This is a genomic window from Streptomyces sp. NPDC007872 (assembly GCF_042868165.1).
Classification (GTDB): Bacteria; Actinomycetota; Actinomycetes; order Streptomycetales; family Streptomycetaceae; genus Streptomyces.
The window spans coordinates 26865-42787 of the sequence record NZ_JBIAEA010000012.1 but is presented as its reverse complement, the minus strand read 5'-3'; the positions used below and the strand labels follow the sequence as shown (position 1 = coordinate 42787).

Here is a 15923-nt window from a genome sequence, read left to right as displayed (position 1 = left end):
GGAGGAATTGACGACCAGGCCGGAACGCTCGATATGTTCGCGCAATGCGCCCGCTTCCCGTCGCAGACCCGGGTCACCCCGATATCCGCTCGGCCTTCAGGTACCTGCTCTGGCTCGCGGGCCGGATGGCCCGCCCCCTGAGTGCCGCGGCGTTCCTCGGCCTCCTGTGGCTCGGTTCGCAGGCGCTCGTGCCGGTCGTCATCCGCGAGGCCGTCGACGAGGGACTGGTCCCCGGCGACATGGGCACCGTCCTGGTCTGGTCCGCCGTGCTCCTCGGCCTCGGCCTGGTGCAGGCGGTGTCCGGCATGTTCCGCCGCCGACTGAGCATGCACAACGCGCTGTCCGCCGGTTTCCGAACGGTCCAGTTGGTGACCGCCCACGCGGACCGGCTCGGCGCCGGCCTCGAACGGCGCGTCGACGACGGGGAACTGGTCAGCGTCGGCACCTCGGACATGACCACCATCGGCAACGCCTTCGACGTCGTCGGCCGGGCCTTCGGCGCCGTCGTCTCGACGATCCTGGTGGCCGCGATACTCCTCGACCAGTCGCCCTGGCTCGGCCTCCTCCTGATCGTCCTCCTGCCCGCGATCATCCTCACCATGGGCTACACCCTGCGCCCCCTGCACCGCAGGCAGAGCGCCTACCGCGACCTCCAGGGCGAGCTGACCTCCCGGCTCACCGACGTGGTGACCGGACTGCGGGTCCTGCGCGGTGTCGGCGGCGAGACCTCCTTCGCCCGTTCCTACCGCGAGCGCTCGCAGCGCGTGCGCGCCGCCGGCTCCGAGGTGGCCGGGGCGGAGGCCCTGATCCGCGCCGCCCAGGTACTGCTGCCCGGTCTGCTGGTCGGCGTCGTCACCTGGATCGGCGCCCGCGCCGCCCTGAGCGGCACGGTCACGCCCGGCGAACTCGTCGCCTTCTACGCGTACGCCGCCTTCCTCGTCGAACCGCTCGCCATCTTCACCGACACCGCCGACCGTTTCGCCCGGGCCCATGTCGCCGCCCGCCGCGTGATCGCCGTACTGGCCCTGCCCACCACCTCCCCGGACGCCAGAGGGGGGAACATGCCGGTGCCCGTCGGCGCGCACGACCTGGTCGACGAGCACACCGGACTGGTCGTTCCCGCCGGCTCCTTCCTGGTGGTGGTGGCACCGCCGGCCGAGGGCGTGCGCCTGGCCGACCGCCTGGGCGGTTACACCGGCGGGTCCGTCCGCTACGCCGGACTGCCGCTGCGGGAAATGCGCACCGAGCAGGTCCGCCGGCACATCCTCGTGGTCGACAACCGCCCCCGGCTCTTCCGCGGCAACCTGCGCGACAACCTCGACCCGCACCGCGCCGCCGGGGACGACGACGTGCTCGCCGCGCTGCGGGTGGCGGCCGCCGAGGACGTCGTCGAGTCGCTGCCCGAAGGACTGGACGCCGTCGTAACCGCCGACGGAAGCCGGTTCTCGGGAGGCCAGCGCCAACGGCTCGTCCTCGCCCGCGCGGTGCTGGCCGACCCCGACGTCCTCGTCGTGGTCGACCCCACGTCAGCCGTCGACGCCCACACCGAGAACCGGGTGGGCCACCGGCTGCGCGCCGCCAGGGCGGGCCGCACCACCGTCCTGGTCAGCTCCAGCCCCCTGCTCCTCGAACGGGCCGAACGGGTGGCCTTCGTCCACGACGGTTCGGTCGTCGCCACCGGAAGCCACCGCGATCTGCTGGCCGCCGACCCCCGGTACCGCCTGGCCATACAGCGCGAGACCGGCGAAGACCCCGCCGGGGATGCGTCCCCCACCGCCCCCTTCGCCCGCAGGAGTGCGGAATGAACAGGGTCGCACTGCCGGTTGCCGACACGGTGGAAGTGCGCGCGCACGCCCGCGTCCTGGCGCGCGGCCATCGCCGCGACCTCACCTGGCTGCTGTCCCTGCACGGACTGGCCGCGGCGTGCGGGCTGGTCGCGCCCTGGCTGATCGGCCGGCTCATCGACGAGGTGGCCGAAGGAACCACGAGCGGCGCCGTCGACCTGCTCGCCCTCGGCCTGCTGGCCTCCCTGGTCGGCCAGGCCGTGCTCACCTACGCCGCGGTCCAGCGGTCCTGCCGGTTCGGCGAGAAGATCACCGCGGAGGTGCGGGAGGACTTCGTCGACCGGGTGGTGACGCTGCCGCTGTCCACCGTGGAGGACGCCGAGCCCGGCGATCTGATCACCCGTGCCTCACGCGACACCGACGCCCTCACCAACACCGTCCGCTACGCCGCGCCCGAGACCCTGATCGCCACGCTCACCTGCCTGTTCACCTTTGGCGCCCTGCTGCTCGTCGGCCCGCTCACCGCGCTGCCCAGCCTGCTCGTCGTCCCCCTGCTGTGCGCCGGCACCCGCTGGTACCTGCGCCGCTCCGGTGTGGTGTACCGCCGGCGTGCCGCCGGTTACGTGGCACTCGGCGACACCCTTGCCGAGACCGTGCCCGGCGCCCGCACCGCGGAGGCGTTCGGCCTCCGGGACCGGCGCCGCCGGGCGCTCGACCACGACCTGGGGGAGGCGTACCGCGCCGAGCACCGCACGATGTGGTTGCGCAGCTCCTGGTACCTGACGGTGGAGCTCAGCTACGCGGTCCCCCTGGTGGCCACGCTCGCCGTCGGCGGAGTGCTCTACACCGGCGGACTTGCCTCGCTGGGCCAGGTGGTCGCCGCCACCCTCTACGTACGACAGTTGATCTTTCCCCTGGACGACGTCCTGAGCTGGATGGACGAGCTCCAGATCGGTTCGGCCTCGTTGGCCCGGGTACTCGGCGTCAGCAAGCTGCCGGCGGACCGCGAGCCGACCGGCGCCTCGCCCTGCGGCCGGGACCTCAGCGTCCGGGACGTCAGCTTCTCCTACGTGCCCGGACGCACCGTCCTGCACGGTGTCGACCTGGACCTGGCGCCGGGCGAACGGCTCGCCGTCGTCGGTCCCTCCGGCTCCGGAAAGTCCACCCTCGGCAAACTGTTCGCGGGCATCTACCATCCCGGTTCCGGCACCGTCCGGGTCGGGGGCGTCCCCCTGGTCGAGCTGAGCACCGCGGAGCTGCGCCGCCGCATCGCCCTGGTCACCCAGGAGCACCACATCTTCCGCGGCACTCTGCGCGAGAACCTCACCCTTGCCCGGCCGGGTGCCGACGACGCCGAGGCGCGCCGCGCCCTGGAGGTGGTCGGAGCCGGCGACTGGTCGGCGGCGCTCCCGAGCGGCCTGGACACCCCGGTCGGCTCCACCGGGCACCCGCTCACCGCCGCACAGGCCCAACAGGTCGCCCTGGCCCGGCTGGTGCTCGCCGACCCGCACACCCTGGTGCTCGACGAGGCCACCGCGCTGCTCGACCCGGCCACGGCACGGCACGCCGAGAGGGCCCTGGCCGCCGTGCTGGGCGACCGGACCGTCATCGCCATCGCGCACCGACTGCACACCGCCGAGGATGCCGACCGGATCGCCGTCGTCGAGGAGGGCCGCGTCACCGAACTGGGCAGCCACCACGCTCTGCTGGCCGCCGACGGCGCCTATGCCGCCCTGTGGCGCGCCTGGCACGGCGAATGAAATCGATCCGCCCGCACGGCTATTGAAATCATTGCGGCACACACGGCTGCGGTCCTAGCCTGAGCGATATGAATCCAAGGAAGCCGCACGTCGATTGGGACAGCCTTTTCGGCGACGATTACGATTACTTCGACCTTCCCGACCTCACTCCGGAGCTGAGCGGGATCGAGGCGTCGAGCATGGTCGAACTCGGTGGATTGCAGCCGGGATCGCGTCTTCTGGACGCGCCGTGCGGACACGGCCGGCACGCCAACGTACTGGCCTCGCGGGGCTACCGGGTGGTCGGTATCGACCGCGACGAACGATTTCTCGAGATGGCCCGTGACGAGAGCGAGAAAATGGGGGTCGAGGTCGATTACCGGCACGTCGACCTACGCGAGATGTCCTTCGAGGAAGAATTCGACGCCGCCGTTTCCTGGTACAGTTCCTTCGGTTACTTCGACGACGAGACGGACCGGGACATCCTCCGGCGCTACCGTCGCGCACTCCGGCCCGGCGGCCGTTTCCTGCTCGACATGCATTCCCCGTACCGACACATCCCGAGTGTGCTGGCCAACCACGACATGCACGTCGATGTCCTGCGCCGCGGACAGGACCTCGCGGTCGACATCCAGGAACTGGACGCCGAGGCGAGCCGCTACTACGCGGAGAAGATCACCATCCGGGGCGGGAAGGTGGAGCGGGCCCGCTACAGCGTCCGCATGTTCACGGCCCCCGAGATCCTGGAGTGGTTCCGCACCGCCGGCTTCTCCCACGCACGCGTCATGAACGAGACGGGCGGCCCCTTCACCGTCAGCAGCCGCCGCCTGGTGGTGCTCGGCACCGCCTGAGCCCGCCCCGTCCCACCCTCCTGCCTCGTCCCGGCCCGGCGCGCGGACCACCCGCTCCGGCGGGCGCCGTGCGCGCCGAGCCGCTTCCCGAGACGACCCACCGTGACCGCCATTCGCAAAAGAAGGTTCCCGTGGACACCGACACCGACACCGACACCGTCCGTCCCGCCGTGCCGATCGGCCCGCTGCGCACCTCCGGTCCCGACATCGACGTCGACGCCCTGCGCGCCCACTACGCCTCGTACCGATGCGCCCAGATACCGCAGGTCGCCGACGTCACCGCGCTCAAGGCGGCGGCCCTCTCGGCGTACCGGCATCTGGGCGACGAACCCCTGGTCGACGCTCAGGAGCACAGCTCCGACGGCGGTTCGCTCGGCTACGGCTTCCGGTTCCAGCGCCTCGACGCCAAATCCGACTCGCCGAGCCACTCCGCACGCGTCACGGCCGTCTTCCGTGATCACGGCCTGCTCGACTGGGCCGAGCACGCGGCACGGCAGATGCTGCCCGTCGTCGACACCATCACCGGCCGTTCGCTGCGCTACGAGCGGGTGTTCCTCCTGGCCTACCGCGAGGGCGACTACATCGGCCCGCACGGTGCCGAGCAGGACACCGACCTCGACCGGTTCAACCTCCAGTTCCCCCTCTGTTACGACACCGTCGGCGCCATGCGCATCCTGCGCGGGGGCTACTTGGAGCCGATGTACGACCGAGAGGGCGACGCCCGGCTGCTCGGCCCCCGTATGTGGCACGAGGTGCCGCCGCTGCTCCGGATGCCCGAGGGACGGGACCCGCTGCGTCTGGTCGTCTCGCTGCGGCTGATGGCCCGTTGATGACCGGCGTCACGACCGCCGCCGAGCGCGCGGCGCGCGCCGCGGAGGTCGCCGCCGTGGCCGAGGAGGTCTTCCGGAGCCACGGGGCGGTCTTCCGGTCCGCCCGCCGCACGTCCGGCCGGACCAACGCCACCTGGCTCGGCGGTGGGCTCGCCGTACGGGTCGCGGGATCCAGCGCGGCCCGGGACCTGGTGCGCGAGACGCGGTTGGCCGCCCTGCTGCCCCCCGAGGTGGGCTATCCGGCGGTCCTCGCGTCCGGCACGACCCGCGGCTTCGAGTGGGTGGTCACCCGGGAGATCGAAGCCGTCTGCCTGGACGATGCCTGGGCCGGCCTGGACGGGCAGCGGCGCGCGGCCGCGACACGGCGGTTGTGGGAGCGGGCCCGGGCGGCTCACCAGGTCGACCCGGCGGCCGCCGCGCCCCTGGCCCGCTCCCACAACCCGTTCTACGCGCGGTCCCCGGACGAGGCCGACGCCGCCCTGGGGCGGCTGCACGCCGCGGGAGTGCTCACGGCCGGGGAGCGGAGGCGGTTGTCCGCCGCCCTGGAGCGGCACTGGGCGGCCCTGCCCGGGGCCGCCCCTGTGCTCAACCACGGTGACCTCTCCCCGGTGAACGCCCTGTGGGACGGTACCGACGTGGTGTCCCTGCTGGACTTCGAGTTCGCGGTCCTCGCTCCTGTGCACCTGGACCTCAACGAACTGGTCAAGACGGCCTTCGCACCCCCGGCGCCGGGCACCGGGACCACTGAGGGGGAACGCGCCGACCGCGGGCTGCTCCAGGAGACGGTGGCCGAACTGGCCGCCCCGTTCCTGCGCACCGACGCCGACGCCGCCCTGCTGATCGGCCACTCGATCCAACTGGAGACCTGGGGCCTGGAGCGCGAGCTGGCCAAGCCCCGCCGCAGGGACCACCGGGACTGGGAGCCGTACCGGATGCTCGTCGCCTGCGCGCACGGCGACGGCGGCTACTACGAGCCCCTGCTGGGGCGTTGAGTCCGGGGGCCCGGGGGCCCCGAGGAGAGGCGGGACGATGATACGGACGCTGTTCGTGGACGCAGGCGGCGTGCTGTACAACAACATCAACGAGGAGACGGACTTCCTCGACCGGGTCGCCGACCGCTACGGCGTGGACCGAGGGGAACTCGCTCGGCGCGTGGAGGAGTCCGCGCCCCGGTACGAGAGCGGCGCGAGCCATGTGCACCGGGTGATCGCACGGCTCGTCGCCGGAGGGAACGGCTCCCGGGCCGGAACGCCTGCGGAGGGACGCTGGATGGACCGCGCGTACCTCGACAGCGTCCGCCCCCACCGGGACAGCTTCCGCGTCCTGCGGGAACTGCGGGAGCGGCGGCCGGAAGTGCGGCTGGTCCTCACCAACAACGAGGCCGAGCACTGGGACCGGCTGAAGGACGAGGCGTACGGGCACTTCGCGCTGTTCGACACGCTGTGCTCGTCCTGGCGCACGGGTCGGGTGAAACCGGCGCCCTCCTTCTTCACCGAGGCCTTGCGTACCTGCCGTGCGGCGGCTGCCGAGACCCTGCTCGTCGACGACCGCGCCACGGTGCTGCGGGTGGGGAACGGACTGGGCATGCGGACCCTGCACGTGTCCGTCCCGGAGGTCTTCGCGAATCGGCTCGGAGCGGCGGTGGGTGGTGACGTGCTGCCGTCCGAGCCGTGAGGGCCTCCCTCGGGAGGCCCCGGTGGGGCCGGCTTCAGCGGGAGATGTCCCGGATGTTGTCCAGTACCTTCCGGAACGCCCGTGCGATGTCGTCGATGGCGTCGAGCGGGGCGAGGAGCACCTCGTGGCCGAAGCTCACCACGCTGTCGTGCAGGCGTTTGGCGACCGGAAGGTCGAACCGCGCCGGATTCACCTGCTCCAGGTAGTGCGCGTCGGTGGCGAACCGCCGGCGCGAGGCCGGCCGGTGCAGCGGGTTGTCGTTCAAGGGCCGGTGCGTCTGCATTACGGCGAAGCCCAGCTCGGCGGTGAGCGCGCCGGCTATCCGGTCCACCGGCGCCACGGCCAGCACTTCGTCGGGCAGGCGCACCATGAAGCGGTAGTAGGCGCGGCCGGTGGTCCCGGGGGAGGTCTCCTGGACCGTCAGACCCATCTCGTTCAGGCGGTTCTCGAGGTGCTCCGCGGCCCGTATCCGGTGGGTGTTCTGCCCGTCCAGCAGGGCCAGTTGGTCCAGCAGCACCGCCGCGTGGAACTCCGACAGGCAGGCGTTGCTGCCCATCAGCCGGCCGGTCTCCTCCAGCTCCATCTCGCCCACCTCGACCGGTTCGGGCCGCAGCACCCGCCCGTCCGCGCGCAGGTGCTCCGCCCGGTTCGCGACGTCCGCGTCGTCGGTCACCAGTGCGCCGCCCTCGCCGCAGGTCAGCAGCTTGCTGCCCTGCATGCTGAACACCCCCGCGGTACCGAAAGCGCCCACGGGCCAGTCACCGTAGCGGGCGCCGTGCGCGTGCGCGCAGTCCTCGATCAGCGGCAGGCCGTGCCGCTGGGCGATGTCGATGAGCGAGTCCAGATCGGCCACGGCCGAGTAGGCGTGCACCACGGTGATGGCCCGGGTCCGCTCGGTGATCGCCGCCTCCACGGCCGCCGGGTCCAGGCAGTACGTCTGCGGGTCGACGTCCACCAGCACGGGAACGGCGTTGACGCCCAGCACGGCCGACGCCGACGCCACCCACGTGAGGCCGGGCACGATCACCTCGTCGCCGGCGCCGACTCCGCACGCCTCCAGGGCGATGGCCAGCGCGGCGGTTCCGGTGGCCACCGGCACGCACAACGCCGAACGGCAGTAGTTCGCGAAGGCCTCCGCGAATTGCCGTTCGTAGGACTGCCGACCCTGATAGGCGCAACTGATGGTCCAGCGCCCGCTCGTCAATACGTCTTCGAGACTTTTCAGCGCCCGCTCGCCGGGCTGTGGCCAACGCGGCCACTCCCGGTCCGTGAGACGCGGTCCACCGGCGATAGCCAATGCATTTGCCATGCTTGCCCTCGCTTTCGAGAATTTGACGGATGGGGAGAGAAATTTACGCACCTCCGTCCGCCGTACGCCACAGTGAGGAGAGTGCCTCCGAACGGTCCCGCGCCCCCGTCCTGTTCGACTGAGGAAAGCGAGCACTCGAACGTATCGGTACGCTGCGGCTGGCCGGACGGCTGAATACCCGGTCAGGTCTCCGCGACCAAAGGCGGGAAAAGCATCAGGTGGAGGAGTCAGAGATGTCCGGTAATCCCCGGAAGCGGCACGACGGCACCGGCACCCACCGGACGGGCGGGGCGTCCTCCTCCGGCCCCGTTCCCCGGCACGCCCGGACCGTGATCGTCGGCGGCGGACTCGCGGGCATCGAACTCGCCACCGCGCTGGCCGACCACGGTGCCGAGGACGTCCTGTTGTTGGAGGCGGGGCCTGGCGAGGACTTGGCCCACATTCACGTGACGCACTCCCAGACGCACGCCACCGAGCTGGTGTTCGCTCCGGAGCGCGACCCCCACTTCCACCGGTCGTGGCGGTCCGAGGCGCCCCCGCACTACACCGGCATCTCCGGGCTCCGCCGCAGGCTGGGCGGCCGCTCCCTGTACTGGCACGGCGTGGTGTTGCCTCTGGAGGACTGGGCCCTGCACCCGTCGGACTGGCCCGCCGAGGTCGTCACCGCCCTGACCGTCGGCATCGCCGGCGAGCCCTCCTGGTACGACCGGGTCACCGCGGACCTGACCGCGTGGAGCGGCGGCCGGCTGTGGGACGCCGCGCAACCCGGCTGCGCCGTGTTCGGCGGCCAGGAGTTCCTCCCGCTGCCCCGCGCCTGCCGGCGCCTGCCCGGCACCGACCGCTGGGAGGCGTACACCGCGCTCGACGCCTGGCGCGGACCCGACGGCCGGCCGGCCCCGCCCCCCGGTGTCTCGGTCCGCTGCGACACGGAGGTGCTCGCGGTGGACGTGCGCGCCGGACGGGCCCGGGGCGTCCTGGTGCGTGCCGCCGACGGGACCACGGCCACGGTCGCCGCGGACACCGTGGTGCTGTGCGCGGCCACCGTGGAGAGCACCCGGCTCGCCGCGCACGCCCTCGCCACCGCGGGCGCCCTGCGCACCCCGCGGCTCGGCGGCCTGGCCGACCACCTCGTGCAGGGCTTCACGGTCCGGCTGCCGGCCGGCCCGCTGCCCGTGCCCGGCTCGTACCACGTGCCGAGTGACCCGGCGCTCCGCTCCTACCTGCGGATGGACGTGCACCCCGACGGACCCGGTCGGGCGCTCCTGGACGTACGGATCACCGGGGAGCAGTTGCCCAACCAGGAGAGCGTCGTGGAGTGCCGGCCCTCCGGGGGCGCCTCGTGGCGGGCGCACGTCCGGACCGCGCTGTTGCCCGAGGACCGCAAGGTGATCGGCGCGCAGCGCGACCTGCTGCGCGACTTCTGGGCGACGGCCGCCCGTGAACTGGGCGTGCCCGCGGCCCCGCTGGTGTTCACCGACTTCGGCGACACCGACCGCGACAACACCCGGGTGCTGCCCGACCGGACCCGGAGCCAGCCAGAGGGCCGGCCCGAGACGTGGACGAGCCTGCTCGGCACCGAGGACCACGAGGGCGGCAGCCTGCCGCTCGGCCGACTGCTCGACGCCGACCACGCCTTCCCGGCGCTGCCCGGCCTCCACGCCGCCGGCCCGGCCGTCTTCCCCCGGCTGGGCGCGGCCAACCCGTCCCTGACCACCATCGCGCTCTCCCGTCGGCTCGCCGGACTGCTCACCGGTGTCTGACGCCCCCTCCGCGCCCGCCCGACGGCCCGCCCCGCACCGCCGTCCGCGCGACACTCCCCGAGACCACCGACCCCACCCAGGAGGTACCACCGTGCCGGGCCCCGGATACCGTTTCTTCGGCGACGAAGAACGCGCCAACGTCATGGCCGTGCTCGACCGCTGGTACGCCGACCGGGAGGCGTTCGACGACCCCGGCGAGAGGGAGTGGGTCCGCCGCTTCGAACAGGCAGCGGCCGAACGGTTCGGCGCCGCCCACTGCCTCGGCGTCAACAGCGGCACCTCCGCGCTGGTCGCCGCCCTCGTGGGACTCGGCGTCGGACCCGGCGACGAGGTCGTCGTGCCCGGCTACATGTTCGTCGCCTCGATCGCCGCCGTGCTGCACTGCGGTGCCGACGTGGTGCTCGCCGAGGTCGACGAGTCGCTCACCCTCGATCCGGTCGACGTGCGCGCCAGGATCACCCCCCGCACCCGGGCGATCATGCCCGTGCACATGCTGGGCGCGCCCTCGGACATGGCCGCGCTGCGAGCCCTCGCCGACGAGCACGGACTGCACCTCCTGGAGGACTGCGCGCAGAGCGCGGGCGGTACCTACCGCGGCCGTCCGCTCGGCACCCTGGGGGACGTCGGCACCTTCTCCCTCAACCACTACAAGGTGATCACCTCGCTGCAGGGCGGATTCCTGCTCACCGACGACCCCGCGGTCTTCCAGCGGGCCTACTCCTTCCACGACCAGGGCTGGTTCCCCTACCGCCGGGACCACGGGGAGGGCGACCTGCTGCTCGGCATGAACCTGGGACTCGGCGAACTGCACGCCGCCGTGGCGCTCGCCCAGCTCGACAAGCTGGACCTGATCCTCGACCGTGTGCGGGACGTGAAGCGCCGGCTGACCGAGGCGATCGGCGAACTGCCCGGAGTGCGACCGAGGACCTCCCACGACCCGGCGGGGGAGTGCGGCACGACCGCCGTGTACGTCTTCGACGATGCCGCGCACGCGCGGGACGTGGCCGACCGGCTGCGCACCCGGACGCTCCTGGACTCGCCGACGCACTACTACGGCGGGCTGCCCGCGCTCACCGCGTTCGGCCGCGGCGACCGTTCCGTCGTGCCGTCCCGCGCCCCCGGAGGACGCCCGGCCGCACACCCCTTCGAAGCCGGTGCGCTCCCCCGCACCGACAGCGTCCTCGGCCGCTCCGTCGCCCTCGCCACCGGCGTCTCCGACGGCTACCTCGGCCCCGGGTTCGGCGTCCACCCCGGATCCTCGCAGGCGGAGATCGACCGCGCAGCGGAGGCGTTCCGCCGCGCGGTCAAGGGCGAGGCCCCGGCCTGACCCCGGCCGGTCCGGCGGCCCCGCGAGGGTCAGGCCGTTCCGCCGGGCCCGGCGGCGTCCCGCACCAGCCCGGTCAGCTCGTCCGCAACGCCCGGCGCCGCGTACACCAGCCAGCGCCCGTCCAGCCGGCCGCCGCCGCACAGGTCGTCCACGCGGCCGCCGGCCTCCGCCACCAGGAGGGCGGCCGGCGCCCGGTCCCAGACGTGCCCGCCCTCGTCGACCAGCCCCTCGGCCCGGCCCTCCAGCAGATCGGCGACCAGACACACCGAGGAGTCGATCCACCTCATCCGGTCGCGCACCGGCTCGACGGGGGAGCCCGGCATGAGGAAGCCGCCCACCCGGGCCGCCGAGAGCGGTCCGGTCGTCTCCGGCACGCGCAGCGGACGCGACGCCGACAAGGGCCCGCCGCGGGCGGACGCGAACGCGCCGCGGCCGCGCTCCGCCCACCACCGGACGCCCTCGGTCGGACGGCTCAGCACGGCGACCCGGAGCTCCCCCTCCACCTCCAGGGCCACATGGGTGCCCCAGTCCCGCCGCCCGGCCAGGAAGGGGATCGTGCCGTCGATGGGGTCCAGTATCCAGCGGCGCCGCGACCCCGTTCCGAGCGTGCCGCTCTCCTCGCTCAGCACCGCGTCGCCCGGCCGTTGCTCCGCCAGCACCGCCAGCATGGCCTTCTCCACCGCGAGATCGGCCTCGCTCACCGGGCTGCCGTCCTCCTTGCGCCGTGCGACCGGCCGTTGCCCGAAGAATTCCAGTGCCAATGCGTCCGCCAGATCGGCGAGCCGGTGCGCCAGCCTTACGTCGCTGTCATTCACCATCGGTCCACCATAGCCACGGGACCCGCTCACGAGGACTTCCTGTCCTTCCGCAATTCATTGGACAACCGGTTGAACGTCCGGCGAGAAAAGCCGCACGGCGGCTCGCGGTGTTAGCCTCTGGCATGCTCTTGGAGAACACGCTCGTGGAACGCCGGAGCCTTCTCCGGCTTGTCGAGGAAAACTTCCGCAACTTCCTTCCCGATGACCGGGAATTGCCCGAGATCGAGTTCTTCCCCCTCGGTGAGGACAGTTGGTCGTACCGCTGCGGACCCCTCTGGATCAGTGTCCGCCGCGATCTGGACGGCCATTTCCCCGCAGCGTACGAGGTGCCGCTCTTGCTGCGCGAGAGCGGAAAGGACTATGTCCTCGCCCCGCTCCCCGGGCGGGACGGTCGGATCGTCCACCGGGTCGCAGGCCTTCCCGTCGTGGTGTTTCCCTACGTCGAGCGCGCCGTCGCCGCCCCCGCGCCCCCCACCGCCGGTCAACTCGGCTTGTTGGCAGCCAGGTTGCGGGAGGTGCATGCCTTCGACCCGCCCGCCTCCCGGGCCGTCGGCATACCCGTCGAGGACTTCCGCCTCCCTTTCGGGAACGACCTCGACAAGGCGCTCCAGACGGCTCTGGGCGGCGGAGCGGGCGAGTGCGGGCCCTACGGCGACCGGCTGGCCGACCTGGTGGCGCGACGGCGGGACCACCTCGCCGCGCTGTGCGAGGAGGCCGCCCGCGTGGCCGACCGGTGCACCGACCTGTGGCGCGGCGAACGCCCCGCCCTGACCCACGGCGACCCCAGCACGACGAACGTCCTGTTCGGGCGGGGCGTGGACATCATCGACTGGGGCGGGGCGATGTGGGCCCCGCCGGAGCGCGACTGGGCCGCCCTGACCAGGGTGTTCGGCACCGCCCCCGAGGGACGCGCGGTCTTCCTGCGGTTCTACGAACTGCGCTGGGTGCTCGCCGAGATCGCCGAGTACGCCGGCCGCTTCACCGGCCCCCACACCGGTGACGCCGACGACGACGCCATGTGGGGCCGGCTGACGCGCTACCTCCCGCCCGCCTGACCCGCGGGCCGCGGCCCACCCGCCTCCCCACACCATCGTGACCGACTCGTACCGAAGGACCGCCGTGAGCCTGGTCAGCGTTCACAACGAATGGGATCCGCTGGAAGAGGTCGTCGTAGGCACCGTCCGCGGTGCCCGGGCACCGGTCCCCGTCGGGTACGCCGGACGCAGCGAAGGAGCCGCAGGCGCGTGCCACGGCCGGCGACGGGACGCCGCCCCGGTGCGCTGGCCGGACCGGGTCCTCAAGGAGACGGAAGAGGAACTGGAAGAGCTGTGCGAGGAGTTGCGCGGCCTCGGCGTGACGGTCCGCCGTCCCCGGACCTGTGACCGCGCGGCATGCGCGGACGTGCTCGGCCGGACGGACGACGGCCGCCGCCCCCGGGCCGGGCTGCTCACCGTCGGTGACACCGTCATCGAGACCCCGACGGCCCTGCGCGCGCGGTTCTCGGAACCCTTCGCCTACCGGGAGCTGCTGACCGAGTACCTCGTCAGCGGCAGCAGATGGATCTCCGCGCCCGAGCCCCGCCTCACCGGCGCGATGTACGACCTCGGCGCCCCGCCCGGCGAGCGGCTGCGCGAACGGGAGCCGGTGTTCGACCCGGCCAACGTGCTGCGGCTCGGCACCGACCTGCTGTACCTGGTGTCCGACAGCGGCAACGAACTCGGGGCCCGCTGGCTCCAGTCGGCCGTGGGCGGGACCTACACCGTGCACCCCTGCCGCGGGCTGCACGCCCCCACCCCCCTCGACCTCACCCTGCTCCCGCTCCGCCCGGGCCTCCTCCTCACCAACCCGTCCCGGGTGACCGGCGGCAACCTGCCGGCCGTGCTGCGCTCCTGGCGGCGGATCGAGTGCCCCGAACCTGCCGGACCCGGCGGCGCGGGGGACGCGCCGCACCGCTCGACGTGGACCGGCACGGGTCTGCTGGTGGTCAGGCCGGGCCTGGTCGTCGTGGACGGCCGGCAGCGGGAGCTGATGCGCGTGCTGGAGCGGCACGGCGTCGATGTGCTGCCGCTGCGGCTGACCCACTCCCGGCTCCTCGCCGGCGGGTTCCACGGGCTCGTCCTCGACGTCCGCAGGACCGGCGCGTTGGAGACCTACCGCTTCTGACCCGTCGGCCCTCCCGTCCCACGTCCCCACCGAAACCCTGCAAGGAGGCGCGGATGCGTCCGCTGAGTGTGCAAGGTGCCTGGCTGTCGGAGACCCGTGCGTTCACCGACGACCGGGGCGAGTTCCAGGAGCTCTACAGCGGCCGGGCGCTGGGCGACGCGCTCGGTTACGACCCCGGCGTCGCACAGGCCAACCGCTCCGTCTCGCGACGGGGCGTGCTGCGGGGGGTGCACTTCGCGCAGATGCCGCCCAGCCAGGCGAAGTACGTCACCTGTCTCGGGGGCGCCGTCCTGGACGTGGTGGTGGACATCCGCGTCGGCTCGCCCACCTACCGCTGCTGGGAGGCGGTCAGGCTCGACGACCCGCACCGCAGCCTGTACGTCGAGGCCGGACTCGGCCACGCGTTCCTGGCGCTCACCGATGCCGCCGTCGTCGTCTACCTCACCTCGCGCGGCTACGCCCCCGGACGGGAGCACGGGGTGCACCCGCTCGATCCCGCTCTCGGCATCGCCTGGCCCGAGGACGTCGAGCCGGTGCTTTCGGAGAAGGACCGCACGGCCCCGGGGCTCGACGAGATGGAGCGGCGGGGTCTGCTCCCGTCCTACGACGACTGCGTCGCCTTCCACCGCTCCCTGCGCGGACCCGCCGCGGACTGACCGCACGCGCGACGGCTCACCGGCGATCCCGTGCCGGTGGGCCGTCGCGCGTCGTGGGGGACCCGGGAGCCGGCGGCTCAGGACCGGGGCAGCGCCGAGCGTCCCACCGCCCCGCGCAGCGAGGGGAACGCCTCCGTCAGCGCGGCGTCCCAGCCCCGCAGCGGCTCCATCCCCGCCGCCCGCCAGCGGGAGTGGTCCAGCACGCTGTACCCCGGCCGGCCGGCCGGCCGGGCCAGCGCACGGCTGGTGGTGGGCCGCACCCGGTCGGGGTCGGCGCCGAGCAGCCGGAACGTCTCGCGGGCCAATGCGTACCAGGTGGTGCGGCCCGAGTTGGTCGCGTGGTACACCCCGGCGGGCGCCGTGCCCGCCAGCGCCGCCGTGCCGAGCGCCGCCAGCCGACCGGCCACGTCCGCGGTCCAGGTCGGCTGGCCGTGCTGGTCGTTCACGACCGGCACGGTGTCCTGCTCGGCTTCCAGCCGCATCATCGTCGTCACGAAGTTGGGTCCGCCCGCCCCGTACAGCCAGGCCGTGCGGACCACGTAACCGGCCTCCGGCAGGAGGTCCAGCACCGCCTGCTCCCCGGCCCGCTTCGTGACCCCGTACACGGTGGCGGGACCGGTGGGGTCGTCCTCCCGGTACGGCCGCTTCGCCGTACCGGCAAACACGTAGTCGGTGGAGAGCTGGAGCAACACGGCCCCCAGGGCCCGGCAGGCCCGGGCGATGTGGAGAGGCCCGGCACCGTTCACAGCCATCGCGCGGGACGGCTCCGCCTCCGCCGCGTCGACCGCGGTCCACGCCGCGCAGTTGACCACCACCGCCGGGCGGTGGTGGTCGAGCGCGGCCCGCACGGCTCCCTCGTCGGTGATGTCCAGGACGTGGCGGTCGAGTGCGGTGACCGGGGTTCCCCGGCGCTGCAACAGGGAGGTGAGATCGCGCCCCAGCATGCCGGACGCACCGGTGACGAGCCACCGCGGGCGGGGGTACGGGGGCATGGTGTCGGTCTCCGAGGGGT

14 protein-coding genes are annotated in these 15923 nt (G+C 73.1%); 11 read left to right on the top strand and 3 right to left on the bottom strand.

What is annotated here, in order from left to right:
- Positions 1–44 precede the first annotated feature (44 nt).
- From ACFYNX_RS31220 to ACFYNX_RS31195, 6 genes are all read left to right on the top strand, one after another.
- Positions 45–1805 carry an ABC transporter ATP-binding protein gene (locus ACFYNX_RS31220; RefSeq protein ID WP_388666329.1) on the top strand — a complete coding sequence of 587 codons (1761 nt, stop codon included), beginning with the start codon at positions 45–47 and terminating at the stop codon, positions 1803–1805.
- A complete protein-coding gene (locus ACFYNX_RS31215; RefSeq protein ID WP_388666326.1) occupies positions 1802–3544 on the top strand; it encodes an ABC transporter ATP-binding protein in 1743 nt (580 codons plus the stop codon). The genes ACFYNX_RS31220 and ACFYNX_RS31215 overlap by 4 nt, the downstream gene beginning before the upstream one ends.
- A gap of 68 nt (positions 3545–3612) precedes the next feature.
- Positions 3613–4374, top strand: a complete 762-nt coding sequence (locus tag ACFYNX_RS31210; RefSeq protein WP_388666323.1) for an SAM-dependent methyltransferase — start codon at positions 3613–3615, stop codon at positions 4372–4374.
- A gap of 131 nt (positions 4375–4505) precedes the next feature.
- Complete coding sequence (locus tag ACFYNX_RS31205) at positions 4506–5204, top strand: StsF protein (protein ID WP_388666320.1); 699 nt, start codon at positions 4506–4508, stop codon at positions 5202–5204.
- Positions 5204–6196: a phosphotransferase family protein gene (locus ACFYNX_RS31200; RefSeq protein ID WP_388666317.1), complete on the top strand. Its 993-nt coding sequence runs from the start codon at positions 5204–5206 to the stop codon at positions 6194–6196. Before ACFYNX_RS31205 ends, ACFYNX_RS31200 begins: the two co-directional genes overlap by 1 nt.
- Positions 6197–6233: 37 nt before the next feature.
- Positions 6234–6878: an HAD family hydrolase gene (locus tag ACFYNX_RS31195; protein WP_388666315.1), complete on the top strand. Its 645-nt coding sequence runs from the start codon at positions 6234–6236 to the stop codon at positions 6876–6878.
- A gap of 34 nt (positions 6879–6912) precedes the next feature.
- Here ACFYNX_RS31195 and ACFYNX_RS31190 read toward each other — a convergent pair whose 3' ends face one another.
- Complete coding sequence (locus ACFYNX_RS31190) at positions 6913–8187, bottom strand: DegT/DnrJ/EryC1/StrS family aminotransferase (protein ID WP_388666312.1); 1275 nt, start codon at positions 8185–8187, stop codon at positions 6913–6915.
- A 233-nt stretch (positions 8188–8420) separates the two neighbouring features.
- On the opposite strand from ACFYNX_RS31190, the gene ACFYNX_RS31185 reads away from it, so the two are divergent.
- Positions 8421–9947, top strand: coding sequence for a GMC family oxidoreductase (locus ACFYNX_RS31185; protein WP_388666308.1), 1527 nt, complete (start codon positions 8421–8423; stop codon positions 9945–9947).
- 91 nt (positions 9948–10038) lie between these two features.
- Positions 10039–11274 carry a DegT/DnrJ/EryC1/StrS family aminotransferase gene (locus tag ACFYNX_RS31180; RefSeq protein ID WP_125664812.1) on the top strand — a complete coding sequence of 412 codons (1236 nt, stop codon included), beginning with the start codon at positions 10039–10041 and terminating at the stop codon, positions 11272–11274.
- 29 nt (positions 11275–11303) lie between these two features.
- On the opposite strand, the gene ACFYNX_RS31175 is transcribed toward ACFYNX_RS31180, so the two are convergent.
- A complete protein-coding gene (locus ACFYNX_RS31175) occupies positions 11304–12092 on the bottom strand; it encodes an inositol monophosphatase family protein (protein WP_388666305.1) in 789 nt (262 codons plus the stop codon).
- Positions 12093–12304: 212 nt separating this feature from the next.
- Between ACFYNX_RS31175 and ACFYNX_RS31170 the strand changes: the two genes are divergently transcribed.
- The 3 genes from ACFYNX_RS31170 (at position 12305) to ACFYNX_RS31160 (ending at position 14911) form a co-directional block, all read left to right on the top strand.
- Positions 12305–13147 carry a phosphotransferase gene (locus ACFYNX_RS31170; protein WP_388666302.1) on the top strand — a complete coding sequence of 281 codons (843 nt, stop codon included), beginning with the start codon at positions 12305–12307 and terminating at the stop codon, positions 13145–13147.
- Positions 13148–13211: 64 nt separating this feature from the next.
- The gene (locus tag ACFYNX_RS31165; RefSeq protein ID WP_388666298.1) at positions 13212–14255 is read left to right on the top strand and encodes an inosamine-phosphate amidinotransferase 1; all 1044 of its coding nucleotides are present in this window, start codon (positions 13212–13214) and stop codon (positions 14253–14255) included.
- A 53-nt stretch (positions 14256–14308) separates the two neighbouring features.
- Entirely contained in the window at positions 14309–14911 is a 603-nt protein-coding gene (locus ACFYNX_RS31160; RefSeq protein ID WP_365541950.1) for a dTDP-4-dehydrorhamnose 3,5-epimerase, read from the top strand.
- A gap of 77 nt (positions 14912–14988) precedes the next feature.
- Here the strand turns inward: ACFYNX_RS31160 and rfbD are convergent, their stop codons facing one another.
- Complete coding sequence (gene rfbD, locus ACFYNX_RS31155; RefSeq protein ID WP_125664822.1) at positions 14989–15903, bottom strand: dTDP-4-dehydrorhamnose reductase; 915 nt, start codon at positions 15901–15903, stop codon at positions 14989–14991.
- Between the last annotated feature and the right edge of the window lie 20 nt (positions 15904–15923).